This window comes from Gemmatimonadota bacterium, from assembly GCA_040388535.1.
GTDB lineage: Bacteria > Gemmatimonadota > Gemmatimonadetes > Gemmatimonadales > GWC2-71-9 > Palsa-1233.
In genome coordinates, this window is record JAZKBR010000001.1 from 663595 (window position 1) to 688875 (window position 25281).

Consider the following 25281-nt stretch of genomic DNA (forward strand, 5'->3'; position numbering starts at 1 on the left):
ACAAATGGTTTACATCGAGATTTTCACGGTACGTGAATTGCCCCGTCCAGTTCTTGCTCCTGCCAAAGAACTCGCTCCTCCGATCGACAGTCGGGTCGGTTTTCCGACCTGACTCGGCCGAGGGCGCCTGCGGCGGGTCCGGTTCTGCTGGCGAAGCTGTACCCCCCAACGGAGAAGTGTATGGACAACTCTGTCTTTCGAAGGCTGGCGACGGTGCTCGCCGCTGCCGGAGCGGTCGGCCTGACCGCTTGCGGTAGCGATGTCAGCCCAACTGGCACGGAGGCCGCGGCCTCCAGGCCGCAGTTCGCGGTCGGCGATCCCGTCGTTCCGGGCACCGAGCCCACAGTCGGCAAGATCGTGCTCTGCAAGACCGGCAACGTTGACGGGACCTTCACGATTGTCAACACACTGGCCAACGGCGGGGGTAACCCCACCGTGATCGCCAGCCCGGTCACCGTCCCGACCGGCACTTGCAAGGTCATCGTCGAAGACTTCGATGCCGCAAACATGGGCTCGTTCACGACGATTACCGAGACGTCTGCGGGCTTCGTGTCGGCCGCTGCGCGGTTCGCCAACATCAACGTGAATACCGGGCTCCCGGTGCCGCCGAGCGATCAGGACTACACCACCGGCGTCACCCAGCTCTTCGCGAACTCGTACCACGGCTGGCGGATCACGTACGACAATTTCGTAGCACCGCCACCGCCGCCACCGCCGCCACCGCCGCCGCCGCCACCGCCGCCGCCGCCCCCACCGCCGCCACCGCCGCCACCGCCGCCACCGGCGCTGCAGGGTTGCTCGCCGGGGTACTGGAAGAACCACAACTTCCCGGCCGGCTTTAGCAAGACGACGCTGTTCAGCTCCGTGTTCGAGAATGCGTTCCCGGGCCAGAGCATGCAGACCGTTCTGTCGACCGGTGGTGGTGGTCTCACCGCCCTGGGCCGTGCGACTGTCAGCGCCTATTTCAACGCCGTTTCGCTGGGCGTGAACAACTATGGCATGACGCCTACCGATGTCGTGAACGCGTTCAACGCCGTGTTCCCCGGCGGGAACTACGATGGTCTGAAGGCGACCTTCGAGGCGATGCAGGACGTCAACGGCCGCGTCTGTCCGAATCCGACCGGGAAGTAATTCCAGGTCGCTTCAACAGCACGACTGAACAAGCAGAACGCCGCCGCTCGGACCATCGAGCGGCGGCGTTCTGATTTTCCCCTGACCGCCTGGCACTACCCCGCGAGAAGCCCCTCAATCCGCGCCATCTCCGCGATCGTGTTGAACAGATGCGGACTCAACCGGATCGACCCCTCGCGCAACGAGCATTGCACGCCGTTGGCCTGCAGGCGCTCGTAGTGCTTCGCCACGTCTCCTGCCGGGCGCAGGCAGAGAATCGCCGAGCCGCGCGCGCCCTGTGGCGAGGTCACTCGGGCGCCGCTGCGGGCCGCCCAGTCGATCAGCGGAGCCTGCAGCGCCCGCGTATGCGCTGCAATGGCGTCGATCCCGACCTGCAGCAACAATCCCACCGAGGCATTCATCGCCGCGAAGTCCTGCACCGGCAACGTGATCAGCTCGAAGCGCCGGGCATCGGGCCACGGGCGCGGGTCGTAAGCGGTCAGGCGCGAGTAGTCATCGGTGCCCATGAACGCGGCCCACCCCGCGAAGGTCGGTTTGAGCGTGGCGCAGAGCTCCTTCCGCACATAGAGGAAGCCGGTGCCCCACGGCGAGAGGAGCCATTTCTGCGCGCCACAGGCAAGAAAATCCACCGGGGTGGCCTGTACGTCGACCGGCACGTGACCCACACCCTGAATCGCATCGACCACCAGGTAGATGTTGCGGGCACGCGTGGCTTTCGAGAGCGCCGCGAGGTCGACGGTGTATCCATTGGCAAACTGCGTCAGCGAGACCACAACGGCCTTGACCTTCGGATCGAAGAGCCGTTCGTGCAGCCGCGCCTCGTCGGGCCACCCCTCTGCCGTACGGGGAATCTTCTCGAGCGTCACCCCTTTGTGCGCGAGCGTGAGCCAGGGGTAGATATTGCTCGGAAACTCGCCATCGAAGGTGAGCACGACGTCGCCATCACCAAGCGGCAGCGCGTGAGCCGCCACGTTCAAACCCGTGGTGGTGTTGGGCATCAGCGCAATTTCACTTTCGTGCGCGTTGACGAGCCGTGCGCCGAGGTAGCGCGACTCCGAGAGAATGGCGTTGAGTCGCTCGACCGGCCACATCGCGGGCCTGGCCCGATCACGATTGGCAGCGCCGAGCACCGCCACGCTGCGCGCCGGCAACGGACCAATACTCGCGCTGTTGAGGAAGATGCCGCCATCGTTGAGGGCGCCGAACTCGATTCGCCGCAACTCGTCCAGCTGCTCGCTCATCCGCGTCTCCGTGAGGCCAGAAGATATTCCCCCTGGCGTTGCACTTGCCATTCGTCGCGCTTCACCGCGGCCTCGAACGCGTCGGTACACCCTGGTTCGAAGCGGTCGTGCAGCTCCACCAGCAGGTGGTGGACCCGCGGCAGCCACGCGTCGGCATCACCGAGTACCACGCGCTCGGCGCCTTCGATGTCGAGCTTCACCAGATCGACCGTGTCCCAGCCGAGCGTGTCGAGCAATTCACCGACGCGATACGCGCGAATGTCGGTTGCGCCAGCCGACATCTCGGCACGGAACGAATGGGCATCGGCATCGGGATTCACCACCGCGACCGACCCCGAGCTCCCCCAGAGCGCGCCGTTCCGCAGATCGATGTTCGGTCGATGCGCGCAATTCCGCCGGGCCAGGGCGAAGTTGGCGGGCTCGAGCTCGACCCCGACGATTTGCGCGTCCGGCCAGCGCGCGGCAAAGATGAGCGACGCGAGCCCGATATTGGCGCCACCGTCGACGATCCGTGCGGGCGTGCCCGCCAGCGCAAATTCGAGGTCCCCACCGATGAAGAGCTGACGGAACACTTCGATATCGCTCGAACGCGCACGAAGCAGCACCGGCACCTGCCATCCCGGGATTCGCACCGGCACGACTTCGCCCGCCGGGCGTCGATACTCGGCATCTGCGAGCGACGAGGCGACCCGAGTCCCTTCGACGACGCCGAAGCGGGCGCGCGATTGCGTCCCGTAGCGCCACATCCGGCGTGCCTTGGCGATGACTCCCACGGCTAGCGCCCTCGCTCCAGCGTCGGATCGAGGGCTTCGCGCAAACCATCACCCACGAGATTGAAGCCGAGCACGGCGACTCCGACAGCAAGTCCGGGCACCACCGATACCCACGGCGCCACCCGGATCAGGTCACGTCCTTCCGAGACCATCGAACCCCAGCTCGGCGTCGGCGGCTGCGCTCCCAGCCCGACGAACGAGAGCGCCGCCTCGGCCATGATCGCTCCGGCGATGCCCAGTGTGGCCGTGATGATCACCGGCGCCTGCACGTTCGGCAGGAGGTGACGCAGCAGGATCCAGCGATCGGTCGCGCCGAGTGCCCGCGAAGCATTGACGTAGTCGCTTCGCGCCAGCACCAACACCTGGGCCCGGACGAGGCGCGCCATCCCGGCCCAACCCACCGCACCGATCACCACGAAGATCACGGGCAGCGACGGCTTCACTGCTGCCGCGACGGCAATGAGCAGCAGCAGCGAAGGAAAGGCCAGCGTGATGTCGGCGAGGCGCATGATCAGCAGATCGATTCCCTTGCGATAGTAGCCGGCGACGAGGCCGAGGGTCACACCGAGCAGGACTGCGACGCTTTGGGACACGATGCCGACGAGGAGTGAGATGCGCGCGCCGTAGAGCACGCGGGAGAGCACGTCACGCCCCTGGGCATCAGCCCCCAGCAGGAACTTGCCGCCAGGTGGGGCGAGCGAATCGTTGGCGAGATCGCCGCGAAAGGGATCGTGCGGAGCGAGCCAGGGCGCCAGGATCGCGGCGACGATAATCACGAGCACCAGCACGACGCCAACGCGGAAGAAGAGGTCGCGACGCCAGCGACTGGTCAGCAGCGCACGGAACGGGGCCTGACTCACCGGCGGCCGAGCTCGATCGCGATGTGGCGCATATGCTGCACGACGCGCTCCCAGGTGAATTCCCGCAGGACCCGCGCACGACCCGCCGATCCGATCTGTGCTGCCAGAGACGGATCACCGAGCAGGTGACGCACGGCGTCGGTCGCCTGAAGGTGATCGGCCGGATCGACGAGGATGCCGCTTTCGCCATCGGCGACGGCATCAGCGATCCCGCCGCTGGCCCCTGCGACTACCGGCAACCCGGTTGCGGACGCCTCGACCAGCGCGATCCCGAAGCCCTCGACGTCGAGGCCCGAGAGGCGCGACAGACCGAGGTAAATCTCGCCCGACGCGAAAGCCGCCGGGAGCTCCTCGTCGGTCACGTCGGTGAGAATGTGCACCCTGTTCCCCACGCCGAGCGACTCGGCGAGGCGACGCAGCTCGGCCTCGTACGGCCCGCGCCCGACCACAGCGTAGTGCAGCTCCGGACATTGCAGCACCAGCGCCGCGAGGAGACGGATCGCGGAATCGATCCCCTTGTGCGCCACCAGACGCGCCACCGTGACGAGCCAGCGACCGTCGGGAAGACCACGCCGCGCCCGGAAAGCCGCACCAGCAGCGGGATCCGGAGCGAACCGCGCCGGGTCGGTGCCGAGGGGCACCACGCGCACGCGCGCCGCAGCCGCGGGGAGACGCAGATCGCGCAGCAGCTCGCGACAGCGTTCGGCGGTGTATTGCGATGGGGCGACATACACGGCCGCGGCATCGAGGAGCGGGCGGTAGATCTCCCGCTTGAAGCGCGACCGTTCGGTCTTCGAGCGAATCGTAAGAAGGTCACCACCGTAGACGATGATGCCGTATGGCAGACCCGTGCGCTCGAAGGCCCACTTCGCCACATAACCGGCCGGCCGGATGTTGCCGCACCAGGCGAACCGCGCCGAAGGATCGCGCGCCAGCACCGCGGCCCGTCGGGACCAGCGGAGCAGGCCGGGAACCGTCTTGAGGCGGCCCGAATCCACGTGAACCCGGTCGACCAGATTGGGGAGAGTGGCATCCGACTGTTCCCAACCTGGAAGGAGACCGGTGGAGACTCGGAGCTCGCCAGCGGGATAGCCCCGGGTGAGTTCCTCCATCCAGCGGGCGATCCCGCCACCCATCGGCGGAAAATCGTAGGCGAAGAGGAGGTCGTGTGGAAGGTTGCCTGGGGCCACGGTCCGCTTGGGCTGGGGAATCGAGAAACTTACACCGGGGCGGATCGGTTGCAGCCTGAAACTTGCCGCGCACTCCGTCCGTTTTGGCCGCGACATTCATGCACCCTCAAAGGAGCTAGTCCCAATGATCCATCGCTCGCGTCTGGCCCTCCCGCTGCTTGCTCTCCTCGCTCTGGCACCACTCCGCGCGTCGCAGGCGCAGTCGATCTCCTTCGGGATCACCGGTGGCGCGTCGCTGTCGACGTTCACGGGCGACCTGGTGGAAGACGCCAAGAACTACTCGACCTATATCGTCGGTGGTTTCGCACGCATCGGCGCGATGGGCTTCGCGGTGCAGCCCGGCCTCTACTACACCGGCAAGGGCGCCAAGAGCGAGAGCGCGAGCGGCACCACAGCTGGGACAGTGAAGCTCAACTACATCCAGGTTCCGCTCGTGCTTCGGCTGGGTATTGGCAGCGGCAAGAGCCGCCTCTATGTCGGCGCCGGTCCGGCGATCGGCTTCAAGGTGAGTTGCAAGCTCGCGCAGCCGACAACCTCCAGCTACAGCGGGACAGATTGCGCCGAAGGTGCCAGCGAGGATCCCGTGAAGTCCACCGAGGTGAGTGGTATTGTTGAAGCCGGCATCGAGTTCGGCAAGTTCTCGATCGGCGCTCGCGGCGACCTGGGCCTCACCAATGCGATCGAGTCGGTGCAGTCAGGCTCGACGTCCAATCTCGGCATCAAGACCCGCACCGTCTCGGCGGTGGCTGCAATCCGGTTCTGATTTCCCGCAGGTCCGTTCCTTCCCCCTCGCTCGGAGAGTTGCATGATTCGCAAGTTGATGTCGACAGTCGCAGTGATCACGGTAGCCGGCTTCGCGCCGCTCGCGGCCCAGGGCCATTTCGGCATTGTGGCCGGTGGTGTGAGCTCCAATATGACCGCGAGTGGCGGCGGCGCGTCGATTTCGTTCAAGTCCAGAACGGGCTTTGCCGCGGGCCTCTCGATGGTACACACCATCAGCAAGGACCTCGATTTCGCTCCCGAACTGCTCTACATCCAGAAGGGAAGCAAGTTCACCGAGGGATCGGAGGCGGCGAGCCTGAAGGTTTCGTACGTGGAACTCCCCCTGCTCTTCCGCGCCAAGTTCGGCACCGCGGGCACGCGCCCGTTCGTGATGGCGGGGCCGGCGATCGCGGTCAAGGCGTCGTGCAAGGTCTCGGGGAGTAGCGGTAACGTTTCGGTCTCATCGAACTGCGATGACGTCGACGTCAACGTCAAGAGCACCGACGTGGGCGCGATGTTCGGCGCCGGCGTTGCGGCGAAGCGGCTTTCGATCAGCGTTCGGTACGAGCTCGGCCTGACGAACGTTGCCAAGAATTCGGATCCGGGCGAATCCGTGAAGAACAAGGCCCTCCTCGCGATGGTCGGGATCTCGCTCTAACGCACCGGCGACGCTACGGATCCATCCGGGCGTCGGCAATCGGTCCAGCAGCCGGGAGTGATGCCGCAGCAGTCGGCGTCACTCCCGGATTGCGTTCCAGGGCGCGAAGGAAATCCGCGAAGCGGTATTCGACATAGCCGAGGTGCCAGATCGAACCGGGCGCCGAGGCCGAGAGGTAGATGCGGATCGCATCACGCGAGGCATCGTACAGCAACGAGCCGCGATAGAGTGAGCCACGGACCCAGTCGGCATCGCTCCGCTGCAACACGGGCGTGCGATAGGTCGTCCAGTTGACGCCGTCGGAGCTGCGGGCAAAGAAGAGGTCCCGGCCGTAGCAGCTGTAGTTCCGATTCGCCGGATAGATCGCCCAGTACTCCCCGCGTGCTGGCACCCAGGTCACATCGATGTGCCACACCGAGAAGCCGGGTTGGCGCAACCTGACCTGACGAGCCCCATCCCAGCCGGTTTCCGGGCGCGCCGGCTCGACGCCTGCCATACCGGAGCCGCGCTGCGTCATCACGCGAGTCACCCGGTTGCGACACTTGCTGGTGCCGGCATCGACGTACCACACGGCAGGCGCTTCACCGGGGCGGGCCGCAAGGGTCGGCGAGACGATGCCGTGGTTGCGACGCCGGAAGGTGACCCTCGGCAGCGTCCAGTGGCGGCCATCGCCCGAGGAAATCGCCTTGATGATGTTCTGCCCATCACGGACCTCGCGATAGATCATCACCAGCCGGTCGGCCGTCGCATCGTAGGTCAGGTCGGGATCGGAGTTGTAGCCGCTCGCGGGTTTGGCCACCACCGGATCAGGAAATCCGGCGGGCATTTCCCATTTGACCCCATCGTGGGAGACGGCAAGCGACGGGTTCTCCATCGCCTCGCTCGAACCGGGATAGGGCGTGTACGCCATCCAGTATTCCCAGCCGTGCCATGGCGCGGGGAAGCGCACCACATCGGGGTGTACCGCCTGGCCCGACCCTTCGAAGGTGGGAATCGCCAGCCGGGTGAGCGGTACCAGCGGCGTGAGGGGCAGGACGAGCGCCGCGCCGAAATCCTCGCCGAGCGGGGCGGGCTGCACCAGCGCGAGCGGCGTCTCTGCGGCGTCTCCGCACGCAGCGAGCAGCAGGCTGGCACACAACAGCACTCGTCGGAAGAGTGGCATGCACTCGCTCCCGTCACGCAAAGCATCGGTTTGTTGGGGGTACGCACCGGGGGGTGCGAGCCGAGAAGATCGCCCTGTCGCGGTTCTCGCGCAATTGTCGCGCTATCTTGAGCCCCTGATGCCGTCGCGCCACACTCTCCCCGAAGCGCCCGCAGCCGGCCCCCTGCCATGGCGACGCCTCGCCGTTGTCGGCGCGTGGGCACCGTATCGCAGCGAGGACGCCATCGTCCGTGCCGCCCGGCGCCTCGGCCTGACTTCTGAGCCCTTCGATGTACTGCGGCAGGTTCGCCGATTTGGGGGGCTGGGTCGCGCCTGGATCGGACGTACCATCGAGCGATTCGACCCCGACTTCATCCTCTGCACCCGGCACGCGTGGCTACTGGGCCCTGAGCGTCTCTCGCGTCTCCTCGACGGGCGTGCGTCGGCCTTCTGGTATTTCGATGCCCACGAAGTTCCCGGTGTCGCCGAGCTGGCCCGCCTCTGTGATGCGATGTACACCACCTACGCGAACCAGCGAGAGTATTACCGAGCGCTCGGTGTGAAGACGGTGCGCTTCCTGCCGCAGGCGCTCGACGCCGACCTCGAGAAGCCCGCGACGCGTCTGCGTGATGAGGACCGTTGCGACGTGTCGTTCGTCGGCTCAGGACAGTATCCCTACCGCTGGCCTTTGCTGGAAGAGGTCGCGCGACACTTCACCCTGCAGATTCGCGGACCCGGGTGGCAGGATGCGCCGGTCACACTTCCGGTTGTGGGAGGCGCCATCTACACCACCCGTCTTGCCGAGGTGGTTGGGGCGGCGGCGGTATCGCTAGGCGCCAACTCGGTCGCGGCACAGGATGGTGAACATGCCTCGGCGAGTGACCGGATGTGGAAGGTGATGGCGTGCGGCGGGGCCTATGTCGGCCCCTACGTCCCGGGGATCGAGGCCCTCGCTCGCGACCGGGAGCACTGTCGCTGGTATCACACCACCGACGAGTGCATTGCGGTCATCCGGGAGCTACTTGAGCATCCCGAGGAGCGCCGGGCGATGGCGCTGCGCGGCAGGGCGCACGCGCTGGCGCATCACAGCTACGACGCCCGGCTGCCGTTGCTGCTGACGGGACGCGAACAGCCGCTGGAATCCGCTGATCAGACCGGCACGTAGTTGCGATACTCGAAGGGCCGCCAGCCGGTGGTTCGCTCCACCAGATCCGACAACAGAAAGGCCGCGTGATGCCCTTGCCAGCGAACCGGTTCGATGAGACGCTCGGTGGTGCGGCGGGCCTCGATCCACGACTGCACTACGGCCGGGTGCGCCCCGACGAAGGGGCGGATCCCGGGAAACCACGGCAACAGCGGGCGCGCCTGATCCTGCTCGCGCCGCCACGGATAGATCGCGAGGTCTTCGCTCCGCTTCGCCGCCAGCGCCCAGGCGGGGCGGGCCCAGCCGTAGTGATGCATGATCGCGTCGCTCGTGGCCGACCGGATCCGTCGGTTGTCATCGCCGACGCGAAAGCCCTGCGCATCCCTGAAGGAATGGATCCGATGCTCGCTCCCCAGCCGGACCGCCCGGGTTTCGCGACGATACCAGCTCCGGTTCGCCGCAACGGTGTCGAATCCGCCATAGAAATGGCGATAGCGTACCAGGACGCCTTCGACACGCGCGTCCGCATCGCGAGCGAGGATGACATCGCGCAGCATCTCCGCGGCCCCGTCCGCGAGGACCTCATCGGCCTGGATGTAAATCCCCCAGGGCGAGCGGCACGCGGCCATCGCGCGCTGGGTCTCGTCCGCGAGCATCGCCGGGCCGCGGGTGAAGTCCCAGGTGGTATCGAGAATCCGGATCCGCGGATCGCCGATGGCGAGCACACGATCGCGGGTGTCGTCCTCGGAAGCGCCGACGTTCACGACCACCTCGCGCACCACGGGGAGCAGCGAGCGAATGCTCGCCTCCAGCGGGAAGTCGAGGATGGTGGCGTTGCGGACCATGGTGAAGCCGGATATATCCATCGCGCTCAAACTCCACCAACCGCGGCCTGATGGCAAGCACACTCCACATCGCCCTCTATCACCCGGCCCGCCTGCCAGTCCGGAAATACGGCGGGACCGAGCGCGTCGTGGTCTGGCTGGCGCGCGGCCTGGCCGAGCTGGGGCACAAAGTCACTCTCCTCGCCGCCCCGGGCAGTCAGGTCGCCGAGGCGACGCTGGTTCCGGTGGACCCGAAGGTCTCGGCCATTCCTGGCGGCCCCGATCTCACGCCGCTGCTTCCGCGCGGCGTCGACATCCTGCACGCGCACGTGCCGCTGCAACGGCCACCGCAGGGTGTTCCCTTCCTGTGGACCTTTCACGGGAATGGTGAAACCGGACGGAAATTTCCCGAGAGCACGGTGGCGCTGTCGGCGAATCACGCCGCGCGACACGGCATTTCCCGCTGGGTGCACAACGGGCTCGATCCGGCGGAATACCAGTTCCTCCCCGTCAAGCAGGACTTCGACCTCTTCCTCGGTCGGCTGCATACGGTCAAGGGATGGCGCTGGGCAGTGGAAGGAGCGCGCGAATGCAATCGCAAACTGGTGGTTGCCGGCGGATGGCGACCGTCGTTGCGACCGGGGCTCCGGTTCGTCGGCGAGATCGGCGGATCGGAAAAGGTCCAGCTGCTCGCGGACGCCGCCTGTCTCTGGGTGCCTGCCCTGTGGGATGAGCCGTTCGGACTCACGACGATCGAGGCGATGGTCTCCGGCACGCCGGTACTCGGCACGCGCCGCGGCGCGTTGCCAGAGGTAATCACCGCACAGAGCGGAGCGATGGGAGACACCCTCGAGGAGCTGGTGTCGTTGCGAGCGGGGCTCGCCACGCTCGACCCCGAAGGCGTTCGCGCGCGCGTGCTCGAGGCGTTCACCCACCGGGTGATGGCCGAACGCTACGTCGAGCTCTATCGGGGAGTGAGCGGCCGAGGCTGATCGAGGAGGAGCTGGCGAAGCCGGTGCATGTAGGTGTGGTCCTGCAGCGCCCGCGCGCGCGCGGCCGCGCCAATACGTTCGGCCTCACCCGGATTCTCGAGCAGGTCGCGCACACGATGCTTCAGGTCCGCCGCATCGCGGAAGACGACCACTTCCCGGTCGGGCTGGAAGGCACGCGGCAGATCGCCGCGATCATCGACCACCTGCGCCGCTCCCATGGCCGCCAGTTCAAACACGCGCTGGTTGCACGACGCCTCGCGCGGATCACCCTCGACCGCGACATGATGAATGTTGATCGCGACGCTCGCCCCCGCGTACGCCTTGACGTAGGCGTCGGTGCTCGGTGCCTCGCCGCGGCAATAGTCCCGCAGCGCTGTCTTGCGCCATCCCGGTCCCCAGACGGCGAGCCCGAACTCGACCAATTCGCTCAGCAGCCGTTCACGGCGCGGTGTCGCAGCCCCGGCGAAGACGACATTGGCGCGGTACTGGTCCTTGGTGCGGATCGGGCGATAGATCGACGGATCGGCCGCGCGCGAGAGGACATCGACCGTGCGACCGAGGCGCTCGTGAATTTCCGCCGCGACGTCGGTACCGATGGCATAGATATGATCGTAGGGCCTGGCCAGCAGCGTCGCACTCGACACGGTACGCAGGTCATCGGGAAGCCAGTTGATCCAGCGGGCCCGCGAGCGGCCGCGCAGCTTGTCGACCAGGGACTCCTCGAGCGGATCGCCGCCGAGCACCAGCACCAGCTCGGGATCCTGGTCATCGAGCACCTTCTCGAGCCGCTTGCTCAGGTCGCCGGCGCGGAAGCGCTGCAGCAGCGACGGCTTCGCGTTGAGGTCGAAGGTCGCGACGCGCGCGCCGAGCCGTTCGAGCGCGCGGCGCTGCTGGGCCGAGTGCGCGTGGCCGGCATCATCAAATTCTGCTACGAAGAGCACCGAACGTTCGGTGGTCACGCCATCACCTCGGCAGCGGAGAACTGCAGGTCGTGGAGGCGGCGGTAGAGGCCGCCCTGGGCATGCAATACCTGGTGCGATCCGGACTCGATCACTCGCCCACCATCAAGGACGAGGATGCGGTCGGCATCGCGCACCGTGGCGAGCCGATGGGCGATCACCAGCACGGTCCGATCCTGCATCAGTCGGTCGATGGCTTCCTGCACGAGTCGCTCCGATTCGGTGTCCAGGGCGCTGGTGGCCTCATCGAGAATCAGTATCGGCGCGTCGCGGAGCAGCGCCCTGGCAATGGCGATCCGCTGCCGCTGCCCTCCCGAGAGACGCGTTCCGCGCTCGCCGACCACGGTGTTGTAGCCGTCGGGGAGGGCGTCGATGAACTCGTGGGCATTCGCCGCGCGTGCCGCCACCTCGACATCCACATCGGAGGCATCCGGACGCCCGTAGGCGATGTTGGCCCGCACGGTGTCGTGCAGCAGCACCGTGTCCTGGCTCACGACGGCGATATGGGACCGCAACGAGGCGCGCGAGAGGGCGGTCAGCGGCACGCCATCGAGGCGGATCTCCCCCTGCTGCGGATCGTAGAAGCGCGGCACGAGTTCGAGCAAGGTCGTCTTCCCCGCGCCGCTCGGACCCACGAGAGCGACGACCTCTCCCTTGGCCACCCGGAAGGTCACATCCTGCAGCACCGGCCGCTCGGCGTCATAGCCGAAGCTCACCCGATCGAAGTGGAGATCGGTTGCGAAGGTCGCGGCGGGTGCGTCCGGCGCGTCGATCTCGGCGGCCGGGATGTCGAGAATGTTGAAGATCCGCTCGGCACTCGCTTCGGCGATCGCAAGTTGCGACGGAACCTGAGTGATCGCCTTGATGGGCGAAAGCAGGCGCGCGGCCGTCACCAGGAACGCGATCGCTTCGGGGCCGTTGAGCACGACGCGCGATACATCCTGGTTCGCTGAAGCCCAGAGGATCAGCATGATCACCGCGCCGCCGAACAGCTCACTCACCGGGGAAGTGAGTAGCGCGAATCGCTGCGTGCGTACGTAGCCCTTCCGGTAGCGTTCGGCCTGCCGGTCGAACGCGGCCGATTCCGTGGGCTCGGCCCCGAACGCGCGAATCAGCTTCATCGCGCCGAGGCGTTCGGTGATGGTGGCGGTGAGTTCGCCGCGCTCGTGGGTGAATGCGCGTGAATGGCGCTTCAGCCGCGCCTGCAGCAGCCGGACGCCGATCACCAGGATCGGCGCGAGCAACAGGACACCGAGCGTGAGTCGCGGCGAGAGTGCCACCATCACGGCGAGCATCGTCAGGATCGCAATGAAATTCTGGAAGAACGCCGCGAGCACCGCCACCACGATCTGCTTCACCTGATCGGCGTCACTGACGAGCCCGGTGGCGAGCTGGCCGCCGCGGGTCCGCTGGAAGACGCCGAGGTCGAGTCGCAACAGGTGCTGCCAGAGCCGCACGCGGAGATCCTTGACCACACCTTCCTGCACCAGCACCGAGAGATATGCGGCGACGTAGGTCGCGACGATCTTGACGGCCAGGGCGCCGAGGAAGATGCCGACCAGTCGTAGCGTGGCGACATCGCGCGGGACGCCATCCACGATCGGGCCGAGCACTCGGCCGAGGGTGCGCCCCAGCCAGGTATTGCTGCCGCCGAAGCTATCGTTCCCCGGGAACTGCAGCTTGAGGATCGGAATGAGCAGTGCCGCCGTGGCGCCATCAAGCACCGAGCCCACGAGAGCCGCGCCAAGCCCGACGATGAAGAGTCGTCGCTGCGGGCGCAACAGGGCAAAGAGGCGCGTGCGCACCCCCGGGCGATACCTCAACTGCGCCTCGGCATCAGTAGCGCGACCGGCAGGACCACCTCTTCAGGCGAGACGCCGCCGTGCAGGAAGGCACCGCGATAGCGCGCCTGATATTCCCGCAGCTTGGTCGGATAGACGAAGAAGCGATCGCCGGTCGCGAGCAGCATCCTGGTGCCTGGTGTGCGCGCGGGGAGTCCCCATCCCTTGAGGTCATCGACGACGATCGCGCCCTCGGGGTCATCGATGCGAAGATCTTCGCCGAACTTGAAGCGCAGGTTCGCCGTGGCATCACGCCGGGCGAAGATGGTGGTCGGCGTGTGACAGTGGATCGACCCGTGATCGGTGGTGAGCAGCACCGGCACCTTGCGTCGTTCGGCTTCCTTGAGCGCCTCGAAGAGCGCGGAACGCTCAAACCACGTGCGCGTGAGGGCACGCAATGCCGGCGTATCGCGGGCGACCTCGAAGAGCGCCTCGTTTTCAGTACGACCGTGGGTGAGCTGGTCGATGAAGTTGAACACCAGCGCGGTCACCCCGTCGTGCGACAGGTGCCCGGAGAGCCGACGCAGCATCGCCTCGCCATCCGCGGCCGAGAACATCTTTTCGTACGACACCGGTACGTCGCGCCCGAGCAGATCGCGCAGCTGTTCGGCGAGCAGCGGCCCTTCGTGGGCATTGAGTGACGAGTCGTCGTTCTCGTCCCACCAGGTCGGATGGCGCGCCACCAGCTCGGCCGGATAGAGGCCCGAGAAGATCGCGTTCCGGCTGTAGGGTGTGGCAGTGGGGAGGATGGAGAAGTAGTGATCGACCTCGACGTCGAAATGGCGTTCCACGAGGGGCCGGATCATTGCCCACTGATCGAGGCGGAGGCAATCGACCACGACGAGCATCACGCGACCGTGCGACTCGAGGGTCGGACGCACGAACTCCGATACGACGTCGACCGAGAGCGGTGGACGATCGCCACCACCCTCGGAGAGCCAGCGCGGATAATTATTGCGGATGAAGCGCGCGAAATCCTGGCGCACGCCGGATTGCAGTGTGCGCAGCGCCTCGGTGAGGCCGGGTTCGTCGGCCTGGCCGAGGCGCACTTCCCACTCGGCAAGTTCGGCGACGAGCTCGACCCACTCGCGCCAGGCCAGCGTCTCGCCACGACGACCCTCGAGCTCGCGGAACCGGGTGACGAAGTCGCGCGAGAGTCGCTGCTGGCGAATGCGATCGCCTTCGAGCAGTCGCGTCACCACCGAGAGCACTTGCCGCGGTGAGACCGGTTTGGTGAGGTAGTCCGCGATCTCGGCGCCGATGGCGTCGCGCAGAGTCTCGGGTTCTTCCGACTTGGTGACCATCACCACCGGCATCGAACCGTCGATGAGGCGCAACATCGGCACCAGATCGAGGCCGCGGGTGCCCGGCATCTGCTCGTCGAGGAGCACCACGCCGTACGGCTGGCGGCGGAGCAGGGCGAGTGCGTCGTCGCCGTTGGTGGCGCGCTCCACGGTGAAGCCCTGCTGCTCGAGGAAGAGCACCTGGGAATCCAGCGAGGCGATTTCGTCATCTACCCACAGAATGCTGCGCGGTCTGGCCATAGGGTAAGGTAGGACGCCGCTTGGGGCCGCGACAACACGGACGCCGGCCTTAGATTCCTTCCGTGCCTGCCGCCCCACCCGCGATCCTCCTCGTCCGCTTCTCCTCGATCGGCGATCTGCTCCTCACCACGCCCCTGCTCCGGGTCCTCCGGGCGCGGCATCCCGGTGCCAGGATCTCGTTCGTGGTGCGCGAGGATATGGCCGAGACGCTGCGTCACAATCCGCGCCTCACCGAGTTGATCACCTGGCGGCGGGGGGATTCGCTCCCGGAGCTGGCCCGCCGGCTCAAGGCCACCGAGTGGACGCACCGGCTCGATCTGCACGGCTCGCTCCGCTCCCACGCGCTCCGACAGCTCGTCGGCGGCCGCTGGACCGGATACCCCAAGCACCGGTGGCGTCGCGCCATGCTGGTTCGGTCGGGAGCGGCTCGAGGCGGCGCGCTCGGTCCGGTGGCCGAACGCTACTTTGCGGCCGCTGCCGACCTCGACGTGACTCCCGATGGCGGATCGCCCGAGTTCTTCACGACCCGCGAGGCGGAGCGGGAGGCCGACACCTTTCTGGCCGAGCGCGGGCTCGGGACCCGGCGCACCCTGATCGCCTTTGCTCCCGGCGCAGCGCACTTCACCAAGAGGTGGCCGCTCGATCGCTGGGAAGCGCTGATGCGCCGGATCCGCTCGAATGCCGATGTGGTGATTCTCGGCGGACCCGGCGACCGGGCGGCGGCGGAAGCGATTGCGGCGGTCGGGGGTGACGCAGCAGCGAGCGCGGCAGGGAGTTTTTCGCTGACCGGAACGGCCGCACTGCTCAAGCGTTCCCGAGCGCTGGTCAGCTGCGACACTGGCGTCCTGCACCTCGCGACGGCCGTCGGGACGCCACTGGTCGGGCTCTATGGGCCGACGGTCGAGGAGTTCGGCTTCTTCCCCTACCGGGCGCGAGCGACCGTCCTCCAGCGCGAACTCAGTTGCCGTCCGTGCAGCACGCACGGAGGGCCAGTCTGTCCGCTCGGGCACCACCGCTGCATGACCGAGATCACACCGGAGGAGGTCGCCGCCGCGGTCGCCTCGTTGCCACGATGAGCGACTGGGACCCGCCCCTCCTGCTGCTCACCGAGCTGCAGCGACGCTTCGAACGGGGTCCGAAGCGCGAGGGGGCTTTCGCGGTGTGGCTGGTGGTGCGGATGGCGCTGGAGGTCGGGCGGGCCGAGGTTCCGGCCGACAAGCAGGATCGCAAGCGCCTGATGTTGCTCTCCCAGCGACTGGCGCCGCTGGCGGTGCCGCGCTCCCTGGCTCGCGGTCTCACGACCGCGCTGGGTCACCTTGAGGAGCTGACGCCCAACAGTGCCCGGGTCGCGCTGGCACAGTTGGTCGCGCCCGCCCGGGATGCCCTCGGAGCTGATGCCGGTGAGGCCGTGGCCCAGGCGGCGGTGTTGCTCCCGTCCCGAGCCGGGTGGCGCGCCCCGGCCTCCTGATCAGCTTCAGGGCTTCTTGGGCACCGGCTTCGGAGCGGAGGCATCCTTCGCCGCGCCCGCAATCGTGACCATCGTCCCCGCGTCGCCGTTCTTCTGCACCGCGACCCACATCGAGGGTCCGTCCTGCTCGACGTAGAACGAGGTAACGCCGCCATTGGCCGACTCGTTGATGAGTCGATACGGCTCCTTGCCGAGCAGGTCGCGGTAATACGACAGGACGCTGTCGACCGAAACGTGCGTGGTAAAGAGGAACTGCATCGCCTCTTTGCTGCTTTCGGTCGTCAGCGGGGTAGCGTCGGGAGGCACCGGAAGATTCGGGAGCACCTTGCCCACCGGTGGCCGCTCGGGCTCCTGCACTGCGGGGGGCTTTTGCTGGCAGGCCCCAAGGGAGGCTGCCGCGAACAACAGTGTTGCGAAGATGGAATAGCGCATGGCCGAACCGTACCATCCGAGCAGGACCGGTGCAAGCCGGGGCGCGGGGCGAGCGCGCACATTGCCGCGCCCCCAGCCGGCGGCTAAGATCCCGGCATGACCGCAGGAGGGAGCTATGGCTGGACACAGTAAATGGAAGACCATCAAGCGGAAGAAGGCGATCACCGACTCCCGCCGGGCCTCGACCTGGACCAAGCTGATCCGGGAAATCACCGTCGCGGCGAAGGCCGGCGGCGGCGATCCGAACAGCAATGCGCGGCTCCGGAAGGCGGTCGACGACGGCAAGGCGGGCAACATGCCCGGCGAGAACATCGAGCGCGCCATCAAGAAGGGCACCGGTGAACTCGAGGGTGTGAGCTACGAAGAGGTGATGTACGAGGGGTACGGTCCCGGCGGCTCGGCGATCCTGATCGACGGCTCCACCGACAACCCCAATCGCACCGTCGCCGATATCCGCCACGCCTTTTCGCGCAACCACGGCAACCTCGGCGCGACCAATTCGGTAGCGTGGATGTTCGATCGCAAGGGACTGATCATTCTCGTGGCCGGCAAGCGTTCCGAGGATCAGGCCATGGAAGACGCGCTCGATGCCGGCGCCAGCGACTTCACGTCGGACGGCGAGTTCTTCGTGGTCAGCACGGAGCCGAACTCGTTCCACTCGGTGAGCGACGCCCTGCGCGCCAAGGGGTACGAGATCGACTCCTCGGAGATCGCGATGGTGGCGAAGAACCTGGTGAAGCTCGACGCCGCCGATGGCGCCAAGCTGGTCAAGCTCATCGAAGTGCTCGACGAGCTCGACGACGTCTCGATGGTGTTCACGAATGTCGACATGGACGCCCTCGATCTCGACGAGGACGACGCCTGACTTCCCCCCGGTCGCTGACCGTGCTCGGCATCGACCCGGGCACCGCGACGATGGGCTACGGCGTGGTGAGTGGTATCGCGGGCAAACCCCCGCGGTTGCTGGAATGCGGCGTGGTACGAACACGGGCCGGTGAACTTCTCTCCGACCGGCTCAGCGTGATTTTCGACGGGGTCACCGAATTGCTGCAGCGCCACCGCCCCGACGCCGTCGCGGTTGAAGGTCTCTTCCACGGCCGCAACGCACGGAGTGCGCTGATCCTCGGTCACGCCCGCGGCGTCGTGCTGCTGGCAGCGGCACGCGGCGGACTCGTTCCCGCCGAGATCTCCCCTGCCGAAGTGAAGCGCGCCGTCACCGGCACTGGTGCCGCGAGCAAGGCGCAAGTCGCGGCGATGGTGACGCGGCTGTTGCATCTCGTGGCCGCCCCATCGCCTGCGGATGCCGCCGATGGCGTGGCGATCGCACTCACCCATTTCATGCGCCTCGGCATCACGCCGCGGCCGGGCGGAGTGGCGCGGTGATCGCACTCGTCGAAGGCATCCTTGCCGTACGTGATCCGTCGGGGATCGTGATCGCGACGCCCGGCGGGATCGGCTACCAGGTGGAAGTGCCGCTCGGGGTGTTTGAACGGCTCCCGGCCGTGGGCCAGCGGCTGCAGCTCCACACCGAACTCGTGGTGCGCGAAGATGCCTGGGCGCTCTTCGGCTTCGACACTCCACTCGAACGTACGGTGTTCCGCCGACTCCTGGGCGCCTCCGGCGTTGGGGCGCGGATCGCGCTCGCGATGCTCTCGGCCCTCGGTCCCGACCGTACGGTGCGCGCGATTCGGGAGAAAGACCTCGCGGTCCTCTCCAGCGTGCCGGGGATCGGCAAGAAGAAGGCCGAGCGTTTGGTGCTCGAGCTTGGTGACCGCCTCGACGACCTGCCCGTGACGATCAGCGCCGGTGCCGCGGTCGCAGCGACACCCTCGGCTGATGCCGTGCGCGCATTGGGGGCCCTCGGCTACCCGGCAGCGGCCGCCGAGGCCGCGGTGCGCGCGGCCATCGAAGGTGGTGCCCCGCTGGAGACTGCCGCGCTGGTGCGGCGGGCCCTTACCGATCTGACCAGGACGTAACGCCTATGTGGTCGACTTCCCGCCCAGCCCGGACTGCCGAGTGGCAGTGCACCCGCTGCGGCGTCACCAACCGGAAACAGGTCGATGTCGATGCCACCGAGGTGCGCGATCGCTGCGTGACCTGTGGCCTCGCGCACATCGTCCGCGTCGATGCGTCGCCCGTGCGCTGGCGCGCGGTGGCGGCCTGACCGCCATGGGCGATCGGCTCGAGGTGACGACCCCGGCAGTGCTCCCCGACGAAGGGATCAACGAGAACGCGCTGCGTCCGTCGCGTCTCGATGAGTTCGTCGGGCAGCCGCAGGTGCGCACCTCGCTCCAGATCGCCATCGATGCCGCGCGCAAGCGCGGCGACCAGCTCGATCACGTGCTCTTCTTCGGGCCGCCCGGCCTCGGCAAGACCACGCTTGCCATGCTGATGGCACGCGAGATGGGCGTGCAGTGCCGCACCACGTCGGGTCCCGTGCTCGAGAAGCCAGGCGATCTGGTCGGACTGCTCACGTCCCTCGGCCCCGGTGACATCCTGTTCATCGACGAGATTCATCGCCTCCGCCCGCAGCTCGAGGAGTTCCTTTACCCGGCGATGGAGGATTTCCGCGTCGATGTCCGATTGAGCGACGGACCCCACGCACAGACGCTGCCGATGAACGTCGAGCGCTTCACGCTGATCGGCGCCACCACACGCTTCGGCCTGCTGACGCCGCCGATGCGCGCGCGCTTCGGACTGGTCGAGCGGCTGCACTTCTATCCCACCGAGGATCTCGCGGCCATCGTGACGCGTTCGGCCAAGGTCCTTGGCATTTCGATCGCGGAGCACGGCGCAGCAGAAATTGCCCGGCGGTCACGCGGTACACCGCGTGTAGCCAACCGGCTGTTGCGGCGCGTGCGAGACTACGCCGAAGTGCGCGCCGATGGCGTGATTACCTCGGACGTGGCCGCCGCCGCGCTGGCACGGCTCAACGTGGACCAGTTCGGCCTCGACGACATGGATAACCGGATCCTCGCCACCATTATCGAGAAGTTCGATGGCGGACCGGTCGGCCTGAGCACCATCGCCGCATCGGTCGGCGAAGACGCCGCGACGCTCGAAGAAGTATACGAGCCGTATCTGCTGCAGCAGGGATTTCTCGAGCGAACGTCGCGCGGACGCGTCGCCACCGCCCACGCGTGGCGTCGCCTCGGCCTCACGCCGCCGCAACGACCCGACAGCCAGCCCTCCCTGCTCGATGGCTGAGCGGCAGTGGACCGCCAGCGACTTCGACTACCCGCTTCCTCCCGACCTTGTTGCGCAGGTGCCCAGCGGGGTGAGGGGCCAGTCGCGGCTGCTGGTTGTCGAGCGCGCGGAGGTGGGTGCGACGCTGGCGCCGCGCCCCACACTGGACTCCACGTTCAGCGACCTACCCTCGCTGATGGCCCCCGGCGATTTGCTCGTGGTCAACGCCACCCGCGTCCGTCACGCGCGCCTGCTGGGAACCCGCCCGGGAGGCGGGCCCGCGGAGATCCTGCTGATTCATCCGGCCACCGACGATCGCTGGGTCGCCATGGGGAAGCCGGGTCGCGCAATGCAGCCAGGAAAGCAGATTCTGCTGGGTGATGGCGTGGCAGTCGAAACCGTTGCGGTGCTCGACGACGGCATGCGCGAGGTGCGCTTCGTGGGGGCGACGGCCGCCGATGCGATTGCACGATTCGGCCGCTTGCCGCTGCCACCCTACATCGATCGCGACCCGACCGCCGACGACGAGACGCGTTACCAGACCGTCTACGCCGATCGCGAAGGAAGTGTCGCGGCCCCAACCGCGGGACTTCACTTCACCACGGAGATGCTCGCGGCGATTCGCGAGCGCGGAGTGGCGATTGCCGAGCTCGATCTCGAGGTGGGCCCGGGAACGTTCCGCCCGGTCGAAGGTGAGGCGATCACGGAACACGTGATGCACGCCGAGCGTTTCGAAATTCCGGTGACGCTGGCCGACGCGATCGTCGCATGCCGGCAACGCGGCGGGAGCGTGTGGGCTGTGGGCACCACTGTGGTTCGCGCTCTCGAGAGTGCCGCGCGCGACGATGGCACGGTGACACCGGGCCACGCGGAGACCCGTCTGATGATCACCCCCGGCTACCACTTTCGTGTGGTCGATCGGCTGATCACGAATTTTCACCTGCCCCGATCTACCCTGTTGATGCTGGTTGCAGCGGTTGCAGGCTACGAAACGACCATGGCCGCCTACCGCCACGCCGTGGCTGAGCGGTACCGGTTCTACAGTTATGGCGACGCGATGTGCATCCTGTGAGGAGCTTCCCATGAGCAATCCGACCCCTTACGTCACCGAAACGCTCGCACTTCTGGGCGATCTGGATCCACTTGTCGTCCTCGCCGAGACGCCGGACTACATCCTGGCGCAGGTCGAGGAACTCGAGGAAGAGCAATTTCACATTCCCGAAGGCCCCGGCAAGTGGTCGCTCGCGCAGGTCTTCATGCATCTCGCTGATGCCGAGATCGCCTTCGGCTGGCGCGCGCGACTGATGCTCACGCAGGAAAATCCGCCGATGCACGGTTGGGACGAGGGTGCCTGGATGACGCGCTTCGACGGTGCCAATACCGACCCGGAGCAAGCGCTCGACACCTTCCTCACACTGCGCGACTGGAACATGCGCGTCTGGCAGGCGGCCACCGCCGCCGACCTCGGTCGCATGGGGATCCACTCGGAGCGCGGCCCCGAATCATTCGACCTGTTGCGTCGAATGACAGCCGGGCACGACCTGCGGCACCGGCGCCAGGTTGATCGCATCGTGGCGAGCCTGCGCTGAGTGTTTGAATTTTCGCTCCAGGGCACGTCGGGCCGCGCGCGCGCGGGCACCCTCACCCTCCCGCACGGCACGGTGCAGACGCCGTGCTTCATGCCGGTGGGCACCCGTGGTGCCGTGCGCGGCCTGCATCCCGACGAAGTGCGTGGCGCTGGCGCGCAGATCATCCTCGGCAACACCTACCATCTGCACCTCCGTCCGGGCGAGGAGGTCGTGGCGCAGATGGGAGGGTTGCACAAGTTCAGCACCTGGGATCGTCCGATGCTCACCGACTCGGGCGGATTTCAGGTCTTCTCGCTGAGCGGGATGCGGAAGCTCGACGAAAACGGTGTCGAGTTCGTCTCGCACATCGATGGCTCGCGGCACCACCTGTCGCCGGAATCGTCGATGGAGATCCAGTGGGCGCTGGGCGCCGATGTCGCGATGGCGTTCGATCATCTCCTTCCCGGCCAGTCGACCCACGCCGATGCCCGGGACGCGATGCAGCGGACCTTGCGCTGGCTCGAACGCTCACGGCGCCGGCACGATGAGCTCGCTGCCGGCGGCCCCCCGAAGCAGACCCTCTGGCCGATCGTCCAGGGCGGGACCCACGACGATCTCCGACTCGCTTCGCTGGAAGGGATTCTCGAGCAGGGGCCCTGGACCGGCGTCGCGATCGGCGGACTCTCGGTGGGTGAGACCAAACCGGCGATGCATCACGTTCTCGACGTGCTCGCGCCGAGCCTGCCGGCCGAGCGGCCGCGTTATCTTATGGGCGTAGGATTCCCCGACGACCTGCTTGAAGGGATCGCCCGGGGGGTCGACATGTTCGACTGCGTCGCCGCGACGCGCAATGGCCGACACGGCAGTGCGTGGACGGCCGACGGCAAGGTGCAGGTGCGGGGAGCGCCACTGCGGCTCGATGAGGGGCCGCTCGATCCCGAATGCGATTGTGAGGGGTGCACGCGCTTCTCGCGAGCCTACCTCCGCCATCTCTTCGTCGCCGAGGAACAACTCGGGCCGCGGCTGGTGTCGATCCACAATCTGCGCTTCCTCATTCGCCTCGCCGACACGGCGCGTGAGCGGATTCTCGATGGGACGTTCGAACCGTGGGCTGCCGCGTGGCGGGAGCGCTACTTCGCCAAAGGAAAAGGGAAATGAACAATCAGATGACCGTGCTGCTCATTCAGGTGCTCGCGATCGGCGGGGTGTTCTACTTCTTCATCATCCGGCCGCAGAGCGCCGCACGGAAGAAGGCGGAGGAGATGTTGGCGGCCCTGAAGAAGGGCGATGACGTGACCACCGCCGGCGGGATCGTCGGCAAGGTCACCGCCGTGAAGGACAACCTGGTCACGATCGAGAGCGGGACGGCATCGCTCGTGGTCGAGCGCTCGCGCATCGTCCGGGTCGGCAACCAGAGCGCCCCGAACACGGCGGCCTGATGGCGGTCCTCGATATCCACCTTCTGGGCTCGCCCGTGTTGCGGCAGCGCGCCGACGAGATCACCACGGTGGACGATGACGTGCGCGCCCTGATCGACAACATGTTCGAGACGATGGGCGTTGCCATGGGCGTGGGCCTCGCCGCCAACCAGATCGGCGTCGCGCGGCGCATCGCGGTCATCAATGCCGAAGGGCACACCTTCGCGATGATCAACCCGCAGATCGTCGCGGAGGAGGGAAAGGCGACGGCCGAAGAAGGGTGCCTTTCGATTCCGGAAGCGTTCGCCGAAGTCACCCGGCCCGAGCGCGTGACGCTCGAGGCGCTGGACGAAGAAGGGAAGCCGTTCCGGGTCGAAGCGGCTGGTCTGGTAGCCCGCGCGATCCAGCACGAGATCGATCACCTCGATGGCATTCTCTTCATCGATCATCTCTCGCCGATGAAGCGACAGCTGCTCGTGACGCGCTGGAAGAAGGACAACCGTGGCGAGTCCCTCACGCGCACGCCGCGGCCCGAGGAGTCGGAAGCCACGGACTGATGCGCGTCCTCTTCTTCGGGACGCCGGACTTCGCGGTTCCGTCCCTCCAGGCCCTGCTCGCTGCCGGTATTGATGTCACCCTCGTGGTGACACAGCCGGATCACGGGCAGGGTCACTTGCATCGCACCCCGCGGCCGCCCGCCGTGAAGCTCGTCGCCGAGGCCGCCGGACTCCCCATCGCGCAGCCCGAACGTCCGCGGGGCGACGACTTCTATCAGCAGCTGCGCGACGCGAACGCCGACCTCGGCGTGGTGGTCGCCTACGGGCACCTGCTGCGCCCCGAGTTGCTCGCCATTCCTCGCCTCGGCTTCGTCAACGTGCACGCGTCGCTGCTACCGCGCTGGCGAGGCGCTGCACCGATTCACTGGGCACTCCTCTCGGGCGACGAAGAAACCGGCGTCAGCATCATGCGGGTCGAGGCGGGGCTTGATACTGGTGCGGTCTGGCACACCAGGGCGCACCGCGTGCGTCCCACCGACACCACCGGCCTGCTCTTCAGTGAACTCGCGACGCTTGGTGCCGAAGCATTGATCGAGGCGCTCCCGCTCATCGCCAGCGAGATGCCGCCGACGCCACAGGACGACCACGCGGCTACCATTGCTCCCAAGGTTGCGCGGGAGATCGCGCGCATCGACTGGCGCGAACCGGCCAGGGCGGTCTCGTGCCGAATCCGCGCGATGGATCCTCGACCCGGCGCGTGGGCAACCATCGCGGGCCACGAGATGAAGCTGTTCGGTCCTCGAGTCGTCGAGTCGAAGGTGGCTGCCGCCGGCACGCTGATGGAGACCGATCATCACCTCGTGGTGGCGTGCGGCAGTGGCGCGCTCGAAATTGCCGAAGTGCAGCCTTCGGGCAAGCGGCGGATGAGTGCCGTTGACTGGATCCGCGGCAGTGGCGTGGCACCCGGAGCCCGCTTCGAATGAGGCCACTGCCCCGCGTCCTCGCGTTCAGCGATGATCGCGTGGCAGCGCTCGAGGATTTCGGGATCCGCGCCGCAGCGATCGCGGCGGTCGGATCCGCTGCCGGGTTGGTGGCCAGGTTGCCTGGCGGCACCGCCGATCAGCTGTCGGCGCTCGCGCTCCGCTGCGCGTCGCTGGTGCGCCCCCCCGAGGCCGCGCTCTTCGTGACCGGGCGGGTGGATATTGCGATGGCGGCTGGGGCGAGCGGGACGATTCTCCGGGAAAGAGATCTCGGGATCGAAGACGCGCGCCGCGTCACGGCCGCAGGGGCGCCGCTCGCGGCGTCCCGATCTCCGCACCAGCGGGCGCTCTGGCTCCTTCGGTCCGTCCATTCCGTGGAGTCCGCCCGGGCCGCGATCACCGAAGGCGCCGACGGCCTGATTCTCGGCTCGATCTGGGCTACCGCCTCGCATCCCGGCCGGGCACCGGTCGGGGTCGCCCTCCTGCGAGAGGTCGTCGCCCTCGGCCTCCCGACCTTTGCGATCGGAGGCGTCACCCCGGAGCGTTCCCGCGAGGTGCAGAAGGCCGGCGCCTGGGGCGTCGCCGCCATCGGCGCCCTGTGGGACGCGCCAGATCCCTATCTTGCCACCCGGGCGCTGCTCGCCCCGTGGCTGACTGCCTGAACCGGAAACG

At 67.2% G+C, this 25281-nt stretch carries 29 protein-coding genes; 19 read left to right on the plus strand and 10 right to left on the minus strand.

Features of this window, described 5'->3' with window-relative positions; genetic code table 11:
• Positions 1–180 precede the first annotated feature (180 nt).
• A complete protein-coding gene (locus V4558_03030; protein ID MES2304447.1) occupies positions 181–1131 on the plus strand; it encodes a hypothetical protein in 951 nt (316 codons plus the stop codon).
• 95 nt (positions 1132–1226) lie between these two features.
• On the opposite strand, the gene V4558_03035 is transcribed toward V4558_03030, so the two are convergent.
• The 4 genes from V4558_03035 to V4558_03050 are packed head-to-tail and all read right to left on the minus strand — an operon-like array spanning position 1227 to position 5195.
• Positions 1227–2372 (minus strand): aminotransferase class V-fold PLP-dependent enzyme, encoded by a 1146-nt coding sequence (locus tag V4558_03035; GenBank protein MES2304448.1) that lies wholly within the window; start codon positions 2370–2372, stop codon positions 1227–1229.
• Positions 2369–3145: an FkbM family methyltransferase gene (locus V4558_03040; protein MES2304449.1), complete on the minus strand. Its 777-nt coding sequence runs from the start codon at positions 3143–3145 to the stop codon at positions 2369–2371. Before V4558_03040 ends, V4558_03035 begins: the two co-directional genes overlap by 4 nt.
• A 2-nt stretch (positions 3146–3147) precedes the next feature.
• Positions 3148–4005 carry an ABC transporter permease gene (locus V4558_03045; protein ID MES2304450.1) on the minus strand — a complete coding sequence of 286 codons (858 nt, stop codon included), beginning with the start codon at positions 4003–4005 and terminating at the stop codon, positions 3148–3150.
• Positions 4002–5195: a glycosyltransferase family 4 protein gene (locus V4558_03050; GenBank protein MES2304451.1), complete on the minus strand. Its 1194-nt coding sequence runs from the start codon at positions 5193–5195 to the stop codon at positions 4002–4004. The genes V4558_03045 and V4558_03050 overlap by 4 nt, the downstream gene beginning before the upstream one ends.
• 124 nt (positions 5196–5319) lie before the next feature.
• On the opposite strand from V4558_03050, the gene V4558_03055 reads away from it, so the two are divergent.
• Together V4558_03055 and V4558_03060 are read left to right on the plus strand one after the other, a co-directional pair.
• Positions 5320–5958 (plus strand): porin family protein, encoded by a 639-nt coding sequence (locus V4558_03055; GenBank protein ID MES2304452.1) that lies wholly within the window; start codon positions 5320–5322, stop codon positions 5956–5958.
• Between the two features lie 42 nt (positions 5959–6000).
• Positions 6001–6615 carry a porin family protein gene (locus V4558_03060; GenBank protein MES2304453.1) on the plus strand — a complete coding sequence of 205 codons (615 nt, stop codon included), beginning with the start codon at positions 6001–6003 and terminating at the stop codon, positions 6613–6615.
• A gap of 13 nt (positions 6616–6628) precedes the next feature.
• Here V4558_03060 and V4558_03065 read toward each other — a convergent pair whose 3' ends face one another.
• Positions 6629–7777, minus strand: a complete 1149-nt coding sequence (locus V4558_03065; GenBank protein MES2304454.1) for a hypothetical protein — start codon at positions 7775–7777, stop codon at positions 6629–6631.
• 118 nt (positions 7778–7895) lie between these two features.
• On the opposite strand from V4558_03065, the gene V4558_03070 reads away from it, so the two are divergent.
• Entirely contained in the window at positions 7896–8921 is a 1026-nt protein-coding gene (locus tag V4558_03070; protein MES2304455.1) for a glycosyltransferase, read from the plus strand.
• On the opposite strand, the gene V4558_03075 is transcribed toward V4558_03070, so the two are convergent.
• A complete protein-coding gene (locus V4558_03075) occupies positions 8906–9766 on the minus strand; it encodes a hypothetical protein (protein ID MES2304456.1) in 861 nt (286 codons plus the stop codon). The genes V4558_03070 and V4558_03075 overlap by 16 nt on opposite strands.
• A gap of 29 nt (positions 9767–9795) precedes the next feature.
• On the opposite strand from V4558_03075, the gene V4558_03080 reads away from it, so the two are divergent.
• On the plus strand, positions 9796–10716 hold the full coding sequence (locus V4558_03080; GenBank protein MES2304457.1) for a glycosyltransferase: 921 nt from the start codon (positions 9796–9798) through the stop codon (positions 10714–10716).
• Here the strand turns inward: V4558_03080 and V4558_03085 are convergent.
• From V4558_03085 to V4558_03095, 3 genes are read right to left on the minus strand one after another with little or no spacing between them, the layout of a single operon-like run.
• Positions 10689–11675, minus strand: a complete 987-nt coding sequence (locus tag V4558_03085) for a glycosyltransferase (GenBank protein MES2304458.1) — start codon at positions 11673–11675, stop codon at positions 10689–10691. The genes V4558_03080 and V4558_03085 overlap by 28 nt on opposite strands.
• Complete coding sequence (locus V4558_03090) at positions 11672–13480, minus strand: ABC transporter ATP-binding protein (GenBank protein ID MES2304459.1); 1809 nt, start codon at positions 13478–13480, stop codon at positions 11672–11674. Before V4558_03090 ends, V4558_03085 begins: the two co-directional genes overlap by 4 nt.
• A 14-nt stretch (positions 13481–13494) precedes the next feature.
• Positions 13495–15060 (minus strand): response regulator, encoded by a 1566-nt coding sequence (locus V4558_03095; protein ID MES2304460.1) that lies wholly within the window; start codon positions 15058–15060, stop codon positions 13495–13497.
• 62 nt (positions 15061–15122) lie between these two features.
• On the opposite strand from V4558_03095, the gene V4558_03100 reads away from it, so the two are divergent.
• Together V4558_03100 and V4558_03105 are read left to right on the plus strand one after the other, a co-directional pair.
• Entirely contained in the window at positions 15123–16136 is a 1014-nt protein-coding gene (locus V4558_03100) for a glycosyltransferase family 9 protein (protein ID MES2304461.1), read from the plus strand.
• Complete coding sequence (locus tag V4558_03105) at positions 16133–16528, plus strand: hypothetical protein (protein ID MES2304462.1); 396 nt, start codon at positions 16133–16135, stop codon at positions 16526–16528. Before V4558_03100 ends, V4558_03105 begins: the two co-directional genes overlap by 4 nt.
• A gap of 6 nt (positions 16529–16534) precedes the next feature.
• On the opposite strand, the gene V4558_03110 is transcribed toward V4558_03105, so the two are convergent.
• The gene (locus V4558_03110; GenBank protein MES2304463.1) at positions 16535–16960 is read right to left on the minus strand and encodes a hypothetical protein; all 426 of its coding nucleotides are present in this window, start codon (positions 16958–16960) and stop codon (positions 16535–16537) included.
• A gap of 115 nt (positions 16961–17075) precedes the next feature.
• Here V4558_03110 and V4558_03115 point away from each other — a divergent pair, with 115 nt between their 5' ends.
• Genes V4558_03115 through V4558_03170 form a run of 12 tightly spaced genes read left to right on the plus strand, consistent with a single transcriptional unit; the run spans position 17076 to position 25271 of the window.
• The gene (locus tag V4558_03115; GenBank protein ID MES2304464.1) at positions 17076–17825 is read left to right on the plus strand and encodes a YebC/PmpR family DNA-binding transcriptional regulator; all 750 of its coding nucleotides are present in this window, start codon (positions 17076–17078) and stop codon (positions 17823–17825) included.
• A gap of 20 nt (positions 17826–17845) precedes the next feature.
• Positions 17846–18343, plus strand: a complete 498-nt coding sequence (gene ruvC, locus V4558_03120) for a crossover junction endodeoxyribonuclease RuvC (protein MES2304465.1) — start codon at positions 17846–17848, stop codon at positions 18341–18343.
• Positions 18340–18936, plus strand: coding sequence for a Holliday junction branch migration protein RuvA (gene ruvA / locus V4558_03125; GenBank protein MES2304466.1), 597 nt, complete (start codon positions 18340–18342; stop codon positions 18934–18936). The genes ruvC and ruvA overlap by 4 nt, the downstream gene beginning before the upstream one ends.
• A 5-nt stretch (positions 18937–18941) precedes the next feature.
• Complete coding sequence (locus V4558_03130; GenBank protein MES2304467.1) at positions 18942–19124, plus strand: hypothetical protein; 183 nt, start codon at positions 18942–18944, stop codon at positions 19122–19124.
• A gap of 5 nt (positions 19125–19129) precedes the next feature.
• Complete coding sequence (gene ruvB / locus V4558_03135) at positions 19130–20167, plus strand: Holliday junction branch migration DNA helicase RuvB (protein ID MES2304468.1); 1038 nt, start codon at positions 19130–19132, stop codon at positions 20165–20167.
• Positions 20160–21218, plus strand: coding sequence for a tRNA preQ1(34) S-adenosylmethionine ribosyltransferase-isomerase QueA (queA, locus tag V4558_03140; protein MES2304469.1), 1059 nt, complete (start codon positions 20160–20162; stop codon positions 21216–21218). The genes ruvB and queA overlap by 8 nt, the downstream gene beginning before the upstream one ends.
• Positions 21219–21228: 10 nt before the next feature.
• A complete protein-coding gene (locus V4558_03145; protein ID MES2304470.1) occupies positions 21229–21735 on the plus strand; it encodes a DinB family protein in 507 nt (168 codons plus the stop codon).
• Positions 21736–22872, plus strand: coding sequence for a tRNA guanosine(34) transglycosylase Tgt (gene tgt / locus V4558_03150; protein MES2304471.1), 1137 nt, complete (start codon positions 21736–21738; stop codon positions 22870–22872).
• Positions 22869–23153: a preprotein translocase subunit YajC gene (yajC, locus tag V4558_03155; GenBank protein MES2304472.1), complete on the plus strand. Its 285-nt coding sequence runs from the start codon at positions 22869–22871 to the stop codon at positions 23151–23153. Before tgt ends, yajC begins: the two co-directional genes overlap by 4 nt.
• Positions 23153–23689: a peptide deformylase gene (gene def / locus V4558_03160; GenBank protein ID MES2304473.1), complete on the plus strand. Its 537-nt coding sequence runs from the start codon at positions 23153–23155 to the stop codon at positions 23687–23689. The genes yajC and def overlap by 1 nt, the downstream gene beginning before the upstream one ends.
• Positions 23689–24612 (plus strand): methionyl-tRNA formyltransferase, encoded by a 924-nt coding sequence (gene fmt, locus V4558_03165; GenBank protein ID MES2304474.1) that lies wholly within the window; start codon positions 23689–23691, stop codon positions 24610–24612. Before def ends, fmt begins: the two co-directional genes overlap by 1 nt.
• Entirely contained in the window at positions 24609–25271 is a 663-nt protein-coding gene (locus V4558_03170; protein MES2304475.1) for a thiamine phosphate synthase, read from the plus strand. The genes fmt and V4558_03170 overlap by 4 nt, the downstream gene beginning before the upstream one ends.
• Positions 25272–25281 lie beyond the last annotated feature (10 nt).